The sequence below is a fragment of the Microbacterium sp. K41 genome (genome assembly GCF_004794395.1).
Lineage (GTDB): Bacteria > Actinomycetota > Actinomycetes > Actinomycetales > Microbacteriaceae > Microbacterium > Microbacterium sufflavum.
In genome coordinates this window covers 20,232-34,972 of sequence record NZ_SSDO01000474.1, presented here as the reverse complement: position 1 = coordinate 34,972, position 14,741 = coordinate 20,232, and the positions used below count along the sequence as shown (strand labels likewise).

Here is a 14,741-nt window from a genome sequence, read left to right as displayed (position 1 = left end):
CCTCGGAGTGAGTTACCCTGGTCTTTCAGCCGTCCTTCAGGGATCGGCAACCTTTTCAGGAGGAACGTCCTTGTTTAGCGCCATCGCGCGGATCTTCCGCACGCCCGACCTGCGTCGGAAGATCGGTTTCACGCTCGCCATCATCGCGATCTACCGACTCGGCTCGAACGTCCCCGCGCCGTTCGTGAACTTCCCGAACGTCGAGGAGTGCCTCGCGGCCAACACCGGCACCGAGGGCCTGCTCGGACTGGTCAACCTCTTCTCCGGCGGCGCGCTGCTGCAGCTGTCGATCTTCGCCCTCGGCGTGATGCCGTACATCACCGCGACGATCATCACGCAGCTCCTCCGCGTCGTCATCCCGCACTTCGAGGCGCTGCACAAGGAGGGTCAGGCCGGACAGGCGAAGCTGACCCAGTACACGCGGTACCTCACGATCGCGCTCGCGCTGCTGCAGTCGACGACGCTCGTCACGGTCGCCCGCAGCGGTCAGCTGTTCGGCGCGACCGACATCGCGGCCTGCCAGCAGCTGCTCACGAACGACGTGTGGTGGGCGCAGCTGCTCATCATCATGGCGATGACCGCCGGTACCGGCCTCATCATGTGGTTCGCGGAGCTCGTGACCGAGCGCGGCATCGGCAACGGCATGTCGCTGCTGATCTTCACCTCGATCGCCGCCACCTTCCCGGGCGCCATGAGCATCATCTGGCAGACGAAGGGCTTCGAGATCTTCCTGCTCGTGCTCGTGGTCGGCATCATCGTGATGGGCCTGGTGGTGTTCGTCGAACAGTCGCAGCGCCGCATCCCGGTGCAGTACGCCAAGCGGATGGTGGGCCGGCGCACGTACGGCGGCACGAACACGTACATCCCGATCAAGGTGAACATGGCGGGTGTGATCCCCGTGATCTTCGCGTCGTCGCTGCTGTACATCCCCGCGCTGATCGCGCAGTTCAACACCCCGCAGGACGGCTCGACGCCGCCCGCCTGGGTGAGCTGGGTCACGGCGAACTTCACGAGCGGCAACAGCCCGATCTACATGATCGCCTACTTCCTGCTGATCATCGGGTTCACCTACTTCTACGTCGCGATCACGTTCAACCCGGTCGAGGTCGCCGACAACATGAAGAAGTACGGCGGCTTCATCCCCGGCATCCGCGCGGGTCGCCCGACGGCCGAGTACCTCGACTACGTGCTCACCCGCATCACGCTGCCCGGCTCGCTCTACCTGGGTCTGATCGCGCTGATCCCGCTGATCGCCCTCGCCACGGTCGGTGCCAACCAGAACTTCCCGTTCGGTGGCGCGTCGATCCTCATCATCGTCGGCGTCGGACTGGAGACGGTCAAGCAGATCGACGCCCAGCTGCAGCAGCGACACTACGAAGGGCTTCTCCGATGACAGCATCCGCACGTCTTCTCATCGTCGGTCCGCAGGGTTCCGGCAAGGGCACGCAGGGTGTGCGCATCGCCGAGTCCTACGGCATCCCGGTCGTCTCGACCGGAGACATCTTCCGCGCGAACATCAAGGAGGGGACGGCACTCGGCCAGCAGGTCACGGCCATCCTCGACAAGGGCGACCTCGTGCCGGACGAGCTGACGAGCGAGATCGTGCGCGACCGGCTGAGCCAGGAGGATGCCGCGAACGGCTTCCTGCTCGACGGCTACCCCCGGAACACGGCTCAGGTCGAGCACCTCGACGCGTTCCTGGAGGGCCGGGGGGAGGCGCTCGACGCCGTGATCCTGCTCGACGTCCCGCGCGAGGAGAGCATCGCGCGTCTCGCGCTCCGTGCCGCGGAGCAGGGGCGTTCGGACGACACGGACGAGGCCATCGCACACCGCCTGGACATCTACGAGAACGAGACGGCCCCGATCATCGAGGTCTACAGCGCGCGCGGGATCGTCGACCGCATCGACGGCGTCGGCTCGCTCGAGGAGATCACCGAGCGCATCGCTGCAGCACTCTCCGCGAGGGGTCTGCGCTCCGCGGCCTCCGCAGCCTGAGATGTTCCGCCGCTCGATCTACAAGACCCCGGCGCAGTTGCGCGCCATGGTCGAGCCCGGGCTGATCACGGCCGCGGCACTCGATGCCGTCCGTCCCCTCATCAGGGCGGGCGTGAAGACCATCGAGCTCGACGCCGCAGCCCACCGCGCGATCCGCCAGCGCGGGGCCGAGTCGAACTTCCAGCTCGTGCGCGGCTATCACCACACGATCTGCGTGTCGGTGAACGAGCAGGTGGTCCACGGCATCCCGGGGGAGCGCGTGCTCGAGCCCGGCGACATCGTGTCGGTGGACTGCGGCGCCCAGTACGAGGGATGGAACGGCGACAGCGCGATCACGGTCGTCGTCCCCGACGCGGAGCGTCCGGAGCTCGTGGCCCGTCGCGAGGAGCTCTCGCGCGTGACCGAGGGGGCGATGTGGGCGGGCATCGCCGCGATGGCCACCGCGACCTCGATCGACGAGATCGGCGCCGCGATCCAGGACTACATCGAGGCGCAAGGGCCGTCGGTGGTGTCGGGGGAGCCGTACGGCATCCTCCGCGAGTACGTCGGCCACGGGATCGGCCGCAAGATGCACGAGGCCCCGAGCGTCTTCAACTACCGCACGCCCGACCGCGGCGCCGACGTGAAGCCCGGGCTCGTGCTGGCGATCGAGCCGATGGTCACCGCCGGCGGCGAGGCCACGTTCATCGAGGACGACGACTGGACCGTGACCACGGTCGACGGCACTGACGGCTCACATTGGGAACATAGCGTCGCCCGACATGATGGTGGCGTATGGGTGCTCACCGCGCCCGATGGCGGAAGAGCCGGACTCGCCCCGTTCGGGGTCGAGCCTCGAGAGATCGGAAAGTAATGGCAGCGGCGAAGAGCAACACCAACTGGTTCGCGATCGGCATCTCCATCGCCGTCGTCGTGGTCCTGGTCGCGATCGGTGGACTCGTGGTGTTCCTCAACAACCAGGCCACGTCGCCGGGAGCCGTGCCGAGCGCCAGCAAGAACTTCGACCCCGAGGCCGGTTCGATCAGCAAGGGCGACGGCAAGGACACCGTCGCGGTGTTCCTCGACTTCCAGTGCCCGGCGTGCAAGGCCTTCGAGGACCAGTTCGGTGCGCAGCTGGAGGAGAAGGCGGCGAGCGGGGAGATCACGCTCGTGAACCACCCCATCGCGATCCTCGACCGCTTCTCGCAGGGCACCGAGTACTCGTCGCGTTCGGCCGGGGCGGCGTTCTGCGTCGCGGAGTCCGACGCCGACCTCTACTTCGACTACGCGAAGGTGCTGTTCGAGAACCAGCCGACGGAGAACACCGCGGGTCTGACCACCGACCAGCTGGCCGAGTTCGCGAAGCAGGTGGGTGCGGACGACGACGTCGTCTCGTGCATCACCGACGAGACCTATCGCAAGTTCGGCGCCGCCCAGGCGAAGCAGAACGACATCAAGGGCACCCCGACCGTGGAGATCAACGGCGAGCGGCTCGACCTGCAGAATCAGGCCGACATGAAGAAGCTCACCGACCTCCTGAGCTGAGTGTGATCCGCCCCGATGCCCCGTCCGGCCAAGTTGCCGGACGGGGCATCGTCGGATAACATAGATCTTTGGTGCCTTGTGCCATGCGTTCGGCGTGTCCGATCGGCCAGGCGCCACCCCCACCCATCCACCGCAGATCGACCGGTCTGCAGAAGCGTCAGCGAGGCTATGGCTAAGAAAGACGGTGTCATCGAGATCGAAGGCGTGATCTCCGAGGCTCTGCCCAACGCGATGTTCCGCGTTGAGCTCACCAACGGACACAAGGTCCTGGCGACGATCTCCGGAAAGATGCGGCAGAACTACATCCGCATCATCCCCGAGGATCGTGTCGTCGTGGAGCTCAGCCCCTACGATCTGACCCGCGGCCGCATCGTCTACCGCTACCGCTGATCGGTCGAGAAGTAACACCCCAGGCATGCCGCCTGCCCGGTGAAGACAGCGAACAGGAAACAACATGAAGGTCAACCCCAGCGTCAAGCCGATCTGCGACCACTGCAAGGTGATCCGTCGCCACGGCCGCGTCATGGTGATCTGCAAGAGCAACCCGCGTCACAAGCAGCGCCAGGGCTGAGTGCCCACCGCTGCGTGAGCACCGCTCTCGCAATCTCATAACTCAATACGACACGGCAGGATCAGAACCCGCGACAGCGGGGGACACCTCGGGGCGGAGGCCCGGGCACCGATCCTGCTCCACACCTCCACAACACCCAGGAGAACCGCATGGCACGTCTTGCCGGCGTTGACATCCCGCGCGACAAGCGCGTGGTGATCGCCCTTACCTACATCTACGGCGTCGGCCGTACCCGCTCGGTCGAGATCCTCAAGGCGACCGACATCGACGAGAGCATCCGCGTGAAGGACCTCAGCGACGACCAGCTCGTCGCCCTCCGCGACTACATCGAAGGCAACTACAAGGTGGAGGGTGACCTTCGCCGCGAGGTCGCCGCAGACATCCGCCGCAAGGTCGAGATCGGCTCCTACGAGGGCCTGCGCCACCGTCGTGGCCTCCCGGTCCGCGGCCAGCGCACCAAGACCAACGCCCGTACCCGCAAGGGCCCGAAGCGCACCGTCGCCGGCAAGAAGAAGGCCCGCTAAGCAGCGGCCAGGGACTAGGAGAACACTTTCATGGCTGCACCCAAGGCCGCCGCGCGCAAGCCGCGCCGCAAGGAGAAGAAGAACATCGCGCTGGGCCAGGCCCACATCAAGTCGACGTTCAACAACACCATCGTTTCGATCACCGACCCGTCCGGCGCTGTCATCAGCTGGGCGTCGTCGGGTGGCGTGGGCTTCAAGGGCTCCCGCAAGTCGACCCCGTACGCCGCAGGCATGGCCGCCGAGTCGGCCGCCCGCCAGGCGCAGGAGCACGGCGTCAAGAAGGTCGACGTCTTCGTGAAGGGTCCGGGCTCCGGCCGCGAGACCGCGATCCGCTCGCTGCAGGCCGCCGGCCTCGAGGTGGGCTCGATCCAGGACGTCACCCCGCAGGCGCACAACGGCTGCCGCCCGCCGAAGCGTCGCCGCGTCTGATGCGTGCACCGAGCCGCTCGTCTCTCCGGAGCCGAGCGGCTCGGCGCCCCGCGCGGGCATCGACTTCCACAACTCAAGACCTCACCCCACCACATGTCATATAGCGGGCATGTGATCGAAAGGAACACAGAGTGCTTATTGCACAGCGTCCCACACTGACCGAGGAAAAGATCGTCGAGAACCGGAGCCGGTTCATCATCGAGCCTCTGGAGCCCGGCTTCGGCTACACGATCGGCAACGCGCTGCGCCGCAGCCTGCTGTCGTCGATCCCCGGCGCCGCTGTCACCAGCGTCCGTATCGACGGCGTGCTGCACGAGTTCAGCACCATCCCCGGCGTGAAGGAGGATGTCACCGAGATCATCCTCAACATCAAGCAGCTGGTCGTCTCCAGCGAGCGCGACGAGCCCATCACGGCCTACCTGCGCAAGACCGGTGCCGGTGAAGTGACCGCCGCCGACATCTCGGCTCCGGCCGGTGTCGAGGTGCACAACCCCGAGCTCGTCATCGCCACGCTCAACGACACCGCCAAGTTCGAGCTCGAGCTGACGATCGAGCGCGGTCGTGGCTACGTCTCGGCGACGCAGAACCGCAACGAGTACGCCGAGGCGGGCCAGATCCCGATCGACTCGATCTACTCGCCGGTCCTCAAGGTCAGCTACCGCGTCGACGCCACCCGTGCCGGTGAGCGCACCGACTTCGACAAGCTCGTCCTCGACGTCGAGACCAAGTCGGCGATCAGCCCGCGCGACGCCGTCGCCTCGGCCGCCAAGACGCTCACCGAGCTGTTCGGTCTCGCCCGCGAGCTGAACGTCGAGGCCGAGGGCATCGAGATCGGCCCGGCGCCCGTGGAGGCTGTGAACTCCAACGAGCTGTCGATGCCGATCGAGGACCTCGACCTGTCGGTCCGCTCGTACAACTGCCTTAAGCGTGAGGGCATCAACACCGTTTCGGAGCTCGTCGCCCTCTCGGAGACGCAGCTCATGAACATCCGCAATTTCGGCCAGAAGTCGGTCGACGAGGTGCGCGACAAGCTCATCTCGCTCGGTCTGTCGCTCAAGGATTCGGTGCCCGGTTTCGACGGCGCCCACTTCTACGGCGGCAGCGAAGACGAGTCCTTCTGATACCCGACCTTTCCTGACCAGGAGTTAGACGATTATGCCCAAGCCCACGAAGGGTCCCCGCCTCGGAGGCGGCCCCGCCCACGAGCGCCTGCTGCTTGCCAACCTGGCTGCCGCGCTGTACACCCACAAGTCGATCAAGACGACCGAGACCAAGGCCAAGCGCCTGCGTCCGCTCGCCGAGCGCCTGATCACCTTCGCCAAGCGCGGAGACCTGCACGCACGCCGTCGCGTGCTGTCGGTCATCGGTGACAAGGAAGTCGTGCACGTCCTGTTCAACGAGATCGCTCCGCTCGTCGCGGACCGCGAGGGTGGCTACACGCGCATCACCAAGGTCGGCAACCGTAAGGGCGACAACGCTCCGATGGCCGTGATCGAGCTCGTTCTCGAGCCCGTCACCCCGAAGGCGAAGTCGACCAAGAAGGCTGCTGCCGCGCCGAAGGCCGAGAAGCCCGCCGCCGAGGAGACCCCCGCCGCCGAGGAGACCACCGAGGCTCCGGCCGAGGAGACCCCGGCCGAGGACACCGCTGCCGAGGCCGGCGCCGAGTCGCAGGCCGAGGGCGAGGCCGCTGAGGCCGCCGCCGAGGACGCTGTCGAGAAGAAGTCCGAGTAACACTCGAACGCCACGAAGCCCGCCGCCCCACTGGGGTGGCGGGCTTCGTCGTCACCGGGGGTCGTCAGCGGCCGTCGGTGCTGCGGTACCGCGCCCCCGGTCGGCCCTTCGTGCTGTAGTCGAGCGAGCGCACCGCCTGCCCGGTGGCGGCCAGATGCTCCAGGTAGCGGCGGGCGCTCACGCGGGAGATGTCGAGGTCGGCGCCCAGCTCCGCCGCTGAGGCGTCCGGACGGGCGGCGAGTGCCGTGGACACGCGGTGGAGCGTCTCCGCGCTCAGGCCCTTCGGCAGGCCGAACCGCTCGCGGAACGCGATGATGGCGTCTGCCGCCTCGACGCGCTGCACCACGTCGTGCAACTCGGTGTGGTCGCGCAGCAGCAGGGTCGCGCCACGGTCGGCGTCGTCGTCGCGGCTCGCGGTGCTGCGGGCGACGAGCACGTGCGACCCCACGATCACCGGGCGGCCCGCGGCCTCGCCCTCACGCAGCACCGTCGTGAGCTCCTCGCCAAGGACGTCGGCCGCCACGGCACCGTCGAGGTCGCCCGCATCACGACCGAGGAAACGGGCGGCCGCGTCGTTCGCGAGCGTGATGCGCCCGGAACCGTCGACCGTGACCACGCCCTCGCTCAGCCCGTGCAGCGTCGTCTCCTGGTTCTTCACGAGTGCCGCGATCTGATGGGGCTCCAAGCGGTAGATGCGGCGCCGGATCACCGAGGTCACCCATGCCGCTCCGAACACGCCCAGCACGGCAGCGGCGAGCATGGCGGAGATCAGCCACACCAGGTTGGCGGTGAACTCCTCACTGAGCTCCGACTCCAGGATGCCCACCGATGCCGTGCCGATCACGACGCCATCCTCATCCCGGATCGGCACCTTCACGCGCCAGGAGGTGCCCAGCGTGCCGGTCTGCGTGCCCACGTAGATATCGCCGCCGAGCGGGATCGACGGATCGGTCGAGACCCGTTCGCCGATGCGCTCCGGGTTCGGGTGCGAGTACCGGATGCCCTCGTCGTTGGCGACCACCACGTACGCGAGGTCGGACGCCTCCCTGATCACCTCCGCGACCGGCTGGATCGCCGCGGAGGGATCGTCGTCGTCGAACGCGTCAAGCACCACGGGCAGCGCGGCCACGGACTGCGCGACCGCCTGCATGCGATCCTTGTAGGCCTCGCGGAGTGCGTTCTCCTGGAACGCCCCGGCGGCGATCCCGGTGGCGAGGGTCACCAGGAACACGATCAGCGCCTGCAGTGCGAGCAGCTGCATCCGGAGCGTCATCTTCGAGGCCACCCGCTCATTCTCCCGGCTGTCGAACCAGGGCGCGAGCCGCGCGGACCGGCGTTCGCGACCAATACTTACGGAACGCGACCAATGGTTTCGGAAGCTTGAGCGGCCGCATCCACACCTCGATGGTGGACGGATTGCACTCGAACGCTCAAGGAGGAGCGCCATGAAGTACGTCCGCATCGCCACCCTGACCGCCGCGGTCGCCGCCACCGCCCTCGCTCTCACCGCGTGCTCGTCGGGAGGCGGAGACGCCGGAGGCTCGGACGGAGACGGCGAAGCCGTCGCCATCACCGACCTGAACATCGTGGTCCCCGCCGACCCTGGCGGCGGGTGGGACCAGACCGGCCGCGCGATGTCGCAGCTGCTCACGGAGGAGGAGATCGTCGGCTCCGCCCCGGTCACGAACGTCGGAGGCGCCGGGGGGACCGTCGGCCTCGCGCAGCTCGCCAACGAGAAGGACCCGGCGACGCTCATGGTGATGGGACTGGTCATGGTCGGAGCGGTCGAGACCAACGCGTCCGCGGTCCGCATCGAGGACATGACGCCGATCGCCCGCCTCACCGACGAGCCGCTCGTGGTGGTCGTGCCCGCGGAGTCGGAGTACGACACGCTCGAGGACCTGGTGGAGGACGTCGTCGACCGCGGACAGGCCGTGACCATCACCGGCGGTTCGGCGGGCGGGGCCGACCACATCCTGGCCGGGCTCCTGCTGGAGGAGGCGGGCCTGGACGGCGGGGAGATCGCGGAGAAGCTCAACTACACGCCCAACTCCGGTGGCGGCGAGGCGACTTCGCTGATCCTCGGCGGCAAGGTCGCCGCGGGCATCTCGGGCGTCGGCGAGTTCCTGCAGCACATCGAGGCGGGGACGATGAAGGCGCTCGCGGTGTCGTCCGACGAGCCCGTCGCGCAGCTGCCCGACGTGGACACCATCACCGACGCCGGCTACGACGTGGTGCTCACCAACTGGCGCGGCGTGATCGCTCCGGGGGGCATCGACGACGCCGAGCGCGCGGAGCTGGAGCGCATCGTGTCCGAGCTGGAGGAGTCGGACGGCTGGAAGGACGAGCTGGAGACCCGCGGGTGGGCCGACGCGTTCCTCACCGGTGCGGAGTTCGACGAGTTCCTCACCGGCAACATCGGCGAGGTCACCACGACGCTGCAGAACATCGGGCTGGTCGGCTGACATGTCGACCGGGTCTCCCGGACCCTCGGGCCTGCAGACCGGCACACGCCGGTCGGTGGGCTCGCTCGGGTCCCTGCCGCGGGGCGAGCTCGTCTTCGCCCTCCTCATGGTCGCGCTCGGTGTGTTCGCCCTCGTCGGCGTGTTCTCCATCCACGTCCCTGCCGGGGCCCAGGTGGGTCCGACCGTGTTCCCCCTGTTCGTGTCGGTGCTGCTGCTCGGGTCGGCGGTGGCCGTGGTCGTGAGCATCCTCCGCGGTCACCGCGGCGTCCCGGAGGACGGCGAGGACATCGACCAGGCGCTCCCGACGGACTGGCTCGCGCTCGTGAAGATCGTGGCGCTCGTGGTGGCGCACCTGCTGCTGATCGAGCCGCTCGGGTGGGCGCCCGCCGCGGCGCTGCTGTTCGGCGGTGTCGCCTGGGCGCTCGGAGCACGCCGATGGTGGGTGGCCCTGCTGGTCGGTGCGGCCATCGCGCTCGTGGTGCAGATCGTGTTCGGCGGACTGCTCGGGCTGTCGCTCCCCTGGGGGCCGGCGCTCGGCTGGCTGGGGAGGATGCTCTGATGGACAGCTGGACCCTGCTCCTGGAGGGCTTCGCGACCGCGCTGCAGCCCCAGTACCTCGTGTTCGCGTTCTTCGGTGTGCTGATCGGCACGGCAGTGGGCGTGCTCCCGGGTATCGGCCCCGCCATGACGGTGGCCCTCCTCCTGCCGCTCACCTACACGCTGGAGCCGGCCGCGGCCCTGATCACCTTCGCCGGCATCTACTACGGCGGCATGTACGGCGGATCGACCACGAGCATCCTCCTCAACACTCCCGGGGAGTCCGCCTCGATCGTCACCGCGATCGAGGGCAACAGGATGGCCAAGCTCGGCCGGGGCGCCGCGGCCCTCGCGACCGCGGCGATCGGCTCGTTCGTCGCCGGCACGCTCGCGACGATCGGCCTCACGCTGCTGGCGCCGGTGCTGGCGCAGTTCGCCGTGAACCTCGGACCGGCGGACTACGTGGCGCTGATCGTCGTCGCGTTCGTCACGGTCGGCGCGCTCATGGGCTCCTCGGTGCCGCGGGGCCTGCTGTCGCTCGGCGTCGGGCTGTTCCTCGGGCTGGTCGGCACCGACTGGCTGTCCGGGCAGCAGCGCTACACGCTCGGCCTGCTGCCGCTCGCGGACGGCATCGACGTGGTGCTGGTGGCGGTGGGCCTGTTCGCCGTGGGGGAGACGCTCTACGTCGCCGCCCGTCTGCGCCACGGCGCGGTCGACGTGATCCCGGTGGCGCGCGGGTGGCGGAGCTGGATGACGAAGGACGACTGGCGGCGGTCGTGGAAGCCGTGGCTGCGCGGCACCGCCATCGGGTTCCCGATCGGGACGATCCCGGCGGGCGGTGCCGATGTCGCGACCTTCCTGTCGTACGCGACGGAGCGGAAGCTCTCCCGCCGCAAGGACGAGTTCGGGCGTGGCGCCATCGAGGGGGTGGCCGGGCCGGAGTCGGCGAACAACGCGGCAGCGGCCGGAGTGCTCGTGCCGCTGCTGACGCTCGGCCTGCCGACCACCGCGACCGCGGCGATCATCCTGACCGCGTTCCAGACGTACGGCCTGCAGCCGGGCCCGCTGCTGTTCACGGGACAGTCCGACCTGGTGTGGGCGCTGGTGGCGAGCCTGTACATCGGCAACGTCATCCTGCTCGTGCTCAACCTGCCGCTCGTGGGCATGTGGGTGAAGCTGCTGCAGATCCCTCGGCCGTACCTCTACGCGGGCATCCTGCTGTTCGCCGCATTCGGTGCCTATGCGCTGAACTTCGCGGTCGTCGACATCCTGATCCTGCTCATCATCGGTGTGCTGGGGTACTTCCTCCGCCGGTACGGGTTCCCCGTGGCACCGCTCGTGGTGGGCATGATCCTCGGGCCGATGGGCGAGGAGCAGCTGCGTCGCGCACTTCAGTTGAGCCAGGGCGACCTGACGACGCTCGTCGCGCAGCCGTTCGCGGCCGTCGCCTACGCCGTGCTCGCGCTGCTGATCGCGGGCGGACTGTGGCTGCGGCGTCGGCAGCGGCGGTACGAGCAGGCGCTCACGGCGTCGATCGCGGTGCCGGTGAAGGCCGACTCCGAGGTGTGAGAGCCGCGGGTTCGAGCAGGGGAGGGGCCGGGAGTAGGCTGGTCCGGTGACTGACGCGCAGGCCCTGAGACGCGGGCCTCGCGCCTACACGGCATTCATCGGCATCGGCCTGCTCGCCGGTCTCCTCTCCGGCCTGTTCGGCGTCGGCGGCGGCACGGTCATCGTCCCGCTCCTGGTGCTCCTGCTGCACTTCGACCAGCGGCTCGCGGCCGGCACCTCGCTGGCCGCGATCGTGCCGACCGCCAGCGTCGGTGTCATCTCGTACGCCACCACCGGATCGGTGGCATGGATCCCGGCCCTGATCCTCGCCGCGGGCGCCGTGGTGGGCGCGCAGATCGGCACGCGCCTGCTCCCGCGCATCTCGCAGACCGCGCTGCGCTGGGGCTTCGTGGGCTTCCTGGTCGTGGTGATCGTGAGCCTGTTCCTGGTGATCCCCTCGCGGGACGCCGTGTTCGAGCTGACCTGGCTCACCGGTATCGCCCTGGTCGGCGTCGGCGTGGGCACCGGCATCCTCGCCGGACTCATCGGCGTCGGCGGCGGTGTGATCGTGGTGCCGGTGCTCATGCTCGCGTTCGGCACCAGCGACCTGGTCGCCAAGGGCACGTCGCTGCTGATGATGATCCCGACCGCGATCTCCGGCACCGTCGGCAACCTCCGCAACCGGAACGTCGACCTGCTCGCCGCCGCGCTCATCGGTGTCTCGGCGTGCACGACGACCGCGCTCGGCGCGTGGCTCGCGACGATCGTCAACCCCTCCGTGGGCAACATCCTGTTCGCCGCGTACCTCGTGGTGATCGCGGTGCAGATGGCGATCAAGGCCGTCCGCGGCCGTCGTCGCGCCTGATTCCGCGCTTTCCGCTCGCCGGCTCCTGACCCGCGCCGACAGGGTCCTTCGTCGCCGGGAGGTTTTCTGCGACCCATTTTCCGCAGACCTCTTTACAAGCCGACCGGTCTCTCGCTAACGTCAGTCATCACATGACGTCATATAACAAGTCATGATGTTTGCTACCGGTCATCAGAAGGGACCATCTTGTCTGCCACCGCTCTGTTCGTCGACTCCGCCGCCATCGAGAACCAGCTCGCTGCGGCTCGCCAGGCGATCGCGACCCGGGACACCATCTCGCGCGTCGTGCTCACCGCCTGCGGCGGCTCCTACGCCGTCATGCAGCCCGTCGAGTACCTCTTCGGAACGAAGGCCGTCCGGCTCGAGGCGACCGCGCTGAACGCCGCCGAGTTCACCTCGCGCGCCTCGTCCCGCGTCGACGCGGACACCCTCGTCCTCCTCTGCTCGCACTCGGGCACCACCCCGGAGACGGTCGAAGCCGCCCGTCACGCCCGCGAGCGCGGCGCCCTCACCGTCGCCTTCACGTTCGACCCCGCCTCCCCGTTGGCCGAGGCCGCGGAGCATGTCGTGGCCTACCAGCACGGCGAGGGCAAGAGCGAGGCCCACGTCGGGCCGGCGCTCCTCCTGCGCCTCGCCGCCGGCATCCTCGACGACCGCGAGCAGGCGGGTATCGCGACCGCCGTCGACGACGCCGTGGCCCAGTTGCCCTCGCTCGTTCCCGCAGCCCGCGAGGCGCACGCCGCCGCCGCCGATGCCTGGGGCTACGCCTCCCGCCGCGAGCCCCTCATCTACACCATGGCCGCGGGATCCAACTTCGGCTCGGCCTACTCCTTCGCCATCTGCCTGCTGCAGGAGATGCAGTGGGTGCACTCCGCCGCGATCCACGCCGGCGAGTACTTCCACGGCCCGTTCGAGATCACCGAGGAGGACGTGCCCTTCATCGCGCTGCTCGGCCTCGACGAGACCCGCGCCGTGGAGCAGCGGGCCGTCGACTTCGTCACGAAGCACTCGAAGCGGGTGCTGGTGCTCGACGCGCAGGAGTTCGGCCTGGACGTCGTCGCCCCCGAGGTCCGTGGCGTCTTCGCCCACCTGCTCTTCAACATCGTGCTGCGCGCCTACGCGGACGCGCTCGCCGACCACCGTGGTCACCCCCTCAGCGTGCGCCGCTACATGTGGCGCATGGAGTACTAGGAACGAAAGGATCGCAATGATGCGAACGTCAACCCGGATCGGCGTGGCGGCTGCGGCCGCCGTCGCCCTCGTCGTCCCCCTGGCCTCGTGCGCCGGAGGCGAGAGCGAGGCCGCGGACGGCCAGGTGGAGATCAGCTTCTTCCACCGCTGGCCGAACGAGCCGAAGAACTCGTACTACAGCGACATGGTGGCGGAGTTCGAGAAGGAGAACCCCGACATCACCGTCTCCGTCGAGAGCGTGCTCAACGACGCCTACAAGGACAAGGTCAAGGTCGTCGCCGGCTCCGCGAACGCCCCGGACGTGCTCTTCACGTGGAGCGGATCGTTCGTCGATGAGCTCGTCGCCAACGACGCGCTGCTCGACCTGGGGCCGTGGCTCGAAGAGGACACCGCGTTCCGTGACAGCTTCTACCCGAGCCAGCTCGAGGCCTTCGAGGTCGACGGCACCTCCTACGGTCTGCCTGTGGGGATGCAGTCGAAGCTGTTCTTCTACAACAAGGACGTCTTCGAGGAGCTGGGGCTCGAGCCGCCGACGACGTGGGACGAGTTCATCGACGTGCTGGAGGAGATCCAGGACGCGGGGATGACCCCCATCGAGTACGGCGCGCAGGAGCAGTGGACGATCGCGCACTACGTGGGCACGCTCAACCAGCGCGTGGTCGACCCGGAGGTCTTCGCCGCGGATCAGGACCCCGCCACCGGCGAGTTCACCGACCCCGGGTACGTGACCGCTCTGGAGAGGTTCCAGGAGCTGGCGGAGTACATGAACGACGACCTCACCGCCGTCGGGCACGAGATCGCGCGCAACGCGTGGATCGCGGGGGAGGCGCCCATCATGTACATGCAGAGCGCCGAGGTGGGGTACTTCGGCGACGCGCAGTTCGAGTACGGCACGTTCAACTTCCCGGCCGTCGAGGGAGGCAAGGGCGACCCGGAGGAGTTGACGGGGGCACCGGAGGGCTTCGCGATCTCGAAGACCACGAAGCACCCGGAGGAGGCGCAGCGCTTCCTGGAGTTCCTGCTCAGCAAGCAGAGCGGCATCGCCTACGCCGAGCGGGCGGGGGAGCTGAGCCCGGTGAAGGGTGCCGTGGAGGAGGCGGACGTGCCCGAGATCTCCCAGGAGCTCGCGCAGGGGATCGTCGACGCCTCGGCGATGACCACCTGGCTCGACAACGCCTACGATCCGCAGATCGTGCAGGCGTACCTGTCCGAGACGCAGCTGATGCTCAGCGGCCAGCAGACCCCGGAGGGTGTCATGGCCGCCGTGCAGGAGGCGGCGACGCGGGTGCGCGACGCCTCCTGATCCGCCTCGGGGCCGCCGTCGCCCGCCGTCGGCGGCCCCTCCCACTTCGGAAGAGACA

Annotated in this window: 17 protein-coding genes; 16 read left to right on the top strand and 1 reads right to left on the bottom strand. The window is 68.5% G+C overall.

Translation table 11 applies throughout. From position 1 onward, the window contains the following. Nucleotides 1-70: 70 nt before the first annotated feature. From secY to rplQ, 10 genes are all read left to right on the top strand, one after another. Nucleotides 71-1,393, top strand: a complete 1,323-nt coding sequence (gene secY / locus DW309_RS15660; RefSeq protein WP_136028899.1) for a preprotein translocase subunit SecY — start codon at nucleotides 71-73, stop codon at nucleotides 1,391-1,393. Further along, on the top strand, nucleotides 1,390-1,995 hold the full coding sequence (locus tag DW309_RS15655) for an adenylate kinase (RefSeq protein ID WP_136045904.1): 606 nt from the start codon (nucleotides 1,390-1,392) through the stop codon (nucleotides 1,993-1,995). The genes secY and DW309_RS15655 overlap by 4 nt, the downstream gene beginning before the upstream one ends. Before the next feature lies 1 nt (nucleotide 1,996). Next, nucleotides 1,997-2,848, top strand: coding sequence for a type I methionyl aminopeptidase (map, locus tag DW309_RS15650; RefSeq protein WP_136045903.1), 852 nt, complete (start codon nucleotides 1,997-1,999; stop codon nucleotides 2,846-2,848). Further along, a complete protein-coding gene (locus DW309_RS15645; RefSeq protein ID WP_136045902.1) occupies nucleotides 2,848-3,519 on the top strand; it encodes a DsbA family protein in 672 nt (223 codons plus the stop codon). Before map ends, DW309_RS15645 begins: the two co-directional genes overlap by 1 nt. Nucleotides 3,520-3,687: 168 nt before the next feature. Beyond that, complete coding sequence (gene infA / locus DW309_RS15640; RefSeq protein WP_028496510.1) at nucleotides 3,688-3,909, top strand: translation initiation factor IF-1; 222 nt, start codon at nucleotides 3,688-3,690, stop codon at nucleotides 3,907-3,909. 64 nt (nucleotides 3,910-3,973) lie between these two features. Beyond that, nucleotides 3,974-4,090 (top strand): 50S ribosomal protein L36, encoded by a 117-nt coding sequence (gene rpmJ, locus DW309_RS15635; RefSeq protein ID WP_005050492.1) that lies wholly within the window; start codon nucleotides 3,974-3,976, stop codon nucleotides 4,088-4,090. A gap of 149 nt (nucleotides 4,091-4,239) precedes the next feature. Next, nucleotides 4,240-4,614: a 30S ribosomal protein S13 gene (gene rpsM / locus DW309_RS15630; protein ID WP_062632862.1), complete on the top strand. Its 375-nt coding sequence runs from the start codon at nucleotides 4,240-4,242 to the stop codon at nucleotides 4,612-4,614. Between the two features lie 30 nt (nucleotides 4,615-4,644). Next, entirely contained in the window at nucleotides 4,645-5,043 is a 399-nt protein-coding gene (gene rpsK, locus DW309_RS15625) for a 30S ribosomal protein S11 (protein WP_045249905.1), read from the top strand. A gap of 131 nt (nucleotides 5,044-5,174) precedes the next feature. Further along, nucleotides 5,175-6,164 carry a DNA-directed RNA polymerase subunit alpha gene (locus tag DW309_RS15620; protein WP_136028906.1) on the top strand — a complete coding sequence of 330 codons (990 nt, stop codon included), beginning with the start codon at nucleotides 5,175-5,177 and terminating at the stop codon, nucleotides 6,162-6,164. Nucleotides 6,165-6,198: 34 nt separating this feature from the next. Next, nucleotides 6,199-6,774: a 50S ribosomal protein L17 gene (gene rplQ / locus DW309_RS15615; RefSeq protein ID WP_136045901.1), complete on the top strand. Its 576-nt coding sequence runs from the start codon at nucleotides 6,199-6,201 to the stop codon at nucleotides 6,772-6,774. A gap of 64 nt (nucleotides 6,775-6,838) precedes the next feature. Here rplQ and DW309_RS15610 read toward each other — a convergent pair whose 3' ends face one another. Further along, nucleotides 6,839-8,059 carry a PAS domain-containing protein gene (locus tag DW309_RS15610; protein WP_136045900.1) on the bottom strand — a complete coding sequence of 407 codons (1,221 nt, stop codon included), beginning with the start codon at nucleotides 8,057-8,059 and terminating at the stop codon, nucleotides 6,839-6,841. Nucleotides 8,060-8,219: 160 nt separating this feature from the next. Here DW309_RS15610 and DW309_RS15605 point away from each other — a divergent pair, with 160 nt between their 5' ends. From DW309_RS15605 to DW309_RS15580, 6 genes are all read left to right on the top strand, one after another. After that, nucleotides 8,220-9,239: a Bug family tripartite tricarboxylate transporter substrate binding protein gene (locus DW309_RS15605; RefSeq protein WP_136045899.1), complete on the top strand. Its 1,020-nt coding sequence runs from the start codon at nucleotides 8,220-8,222 to the stop codon at nucleotides 9,237-9,239. Between the two features lies 1 nt (nucleotide 9,240). Then, nucleotides 9,241-9,798: a tripartite tricarboxylate transporter TctB family protein gene (locus DW309_RS15600; RefSeq protein ID WP_136028915.1), complete on the top strand. Its 558-nt coding sequence runs from the start codon at nucleotides 9,241-9,243 to the stop codon at nucleotides 9,796-9,798. Then, nucleotides 9,798-11,345, top strand: a complete 1,548-nt coding sequence (locus tag DW309_RS15595; RefSeq protein ID WP_136035981.1) for a tripartite tricarboxylate transporter permease — start codon at nucleotides 9,798-9,800, stop codon at nucleotides 11,343-11,345. The genes DW309_RS15600 and DW309_RS15595 overlap by 1 nt, the downstream gene beginning before the upstream one ends. A 46-nt stretch (nucleotides 11,346-11,391) precedes the next feature. Further along, the gene (locus tag DW309_RS15590; protein WP_136028919.1) at nucleotides 11,392-12,189 is read left to right on the top strand and encodes a sulfite exporter TauE/SafE family protein; all 798 of its coding nucleotides are present in this window, start codon (nucleotides 11,392-11,394) and stop codon (nucleotides 12,187-12,189) included. Nucleotides 12,190-12,375: 186 nt separating this feature from the next. After that, entirely contained in the window at nucleotides 12,376-13,380 is a 1,005-nt protein-coding gene (locus tag DW309_RS15585; RefSeq protein WP_136045898.1) for an SIS domain-containing protein, read from the top strand. A 16-nt stretch (nucleotides 13,381-13,396) separates the two neighbouring features. Further along, nucleotides 13,397-14,683, top strand: coding sequence for an extracellular solute-binding protein (locus DW309_RS15580; protein WP_168387302.1), 1,287 nt, complete (start codon nucleotides 13,397-13,399; stop codon nucleotides 14,681-14,683). Nucleotides 14,684-14,741 lie beyond the last annotated feature (58 nt).

Excerpts from the sequence above, each read along its gene's own strand:
- DW309_RS15580 (WP_168387302.1), top strand. The coding sequence starts at position 13,397 with ATGATGCGAACGTCAACCCGGATCGGCGTGGCGGCTGCGGCCGCCGTC.
- rpsK (WP_045249905.1), top strand. The coding sequence starts at position 4,645 with ATGGCTGCACCCAAGGCCGCCGCGCGCAAGCCGCGCCGCAAGGAGAAG.
- DW309_RS15645 (WP_136045902.1), top strand. The coding sequence starts at position 2,848 with ATGGCAGCGGCGAAGAGCAACACCAACTGGTTCGCGATCGGCATCTCC.
- infA (WP_028496510.1), top strand. The coding sequence starts at position 3,688 with ATGGCTAAGAAAGACGGTGTCATCGAGATCGAAGGCGTGATCTCCGAG.
- map (WP_136045903.1), top strand. The coding sequence starts at position 1,997 with ATGTTCCGCCGCTCGATCTACAAGACCCCGGCGCAGTTGCGCGCCATG.
- DW309_RS15595 (WP_136035981.1), top strand. The coding sequence starts at position 9,798 with ATGGACAGCTGGACCCTGCTCCTGGAGGGCTTCGCGACCGCGCTGCAG.
- DW309_RS15655 (WP_136045904.1), top strand. The coding sequence starts at position 1,390 with ATGACAGCATCCGCACGTCTTCTCATCGTCGGTCCGCAGGGTTCCGGC.
- rplQ (WP_136045901.1), top strand. The coding sequence starts at position 6,199 with ATGCCCAAGCCCACGAAGGGTCCCCGCCTCGGAGGCGGCCCCGCCCAC.
- rpmJ (WP_005050492.1), top strand. The coding sequence starts at position 3,974 with ATGAAGGTCAACCCCAGCGTCAAGCCGATCTGCGACCACTGCAAGGTG.
- DW309_RS15605 (WP_136045899.1), top strand. The coding sequence starts at position 8,220 with ATGAAGTACGTCCGCATCGCCACCCTGACCGCCGCGGTCGCCGCCACC.
- DW309_RS15600 (WP_136028915.1), top strand. The coding sequence starts at position 9,241 with ATGTCGACCGGGTCTCCCGGACCCTCGGGCCTGCAGACCGGCACACGC.
- rpsM (WP_062632862.1), top strand. The coding sequence starts at position 4,240 with ATGGCACGTCTTGCCGGCGTTGACATCCCGCGCGACAAGCGCGTGGTG.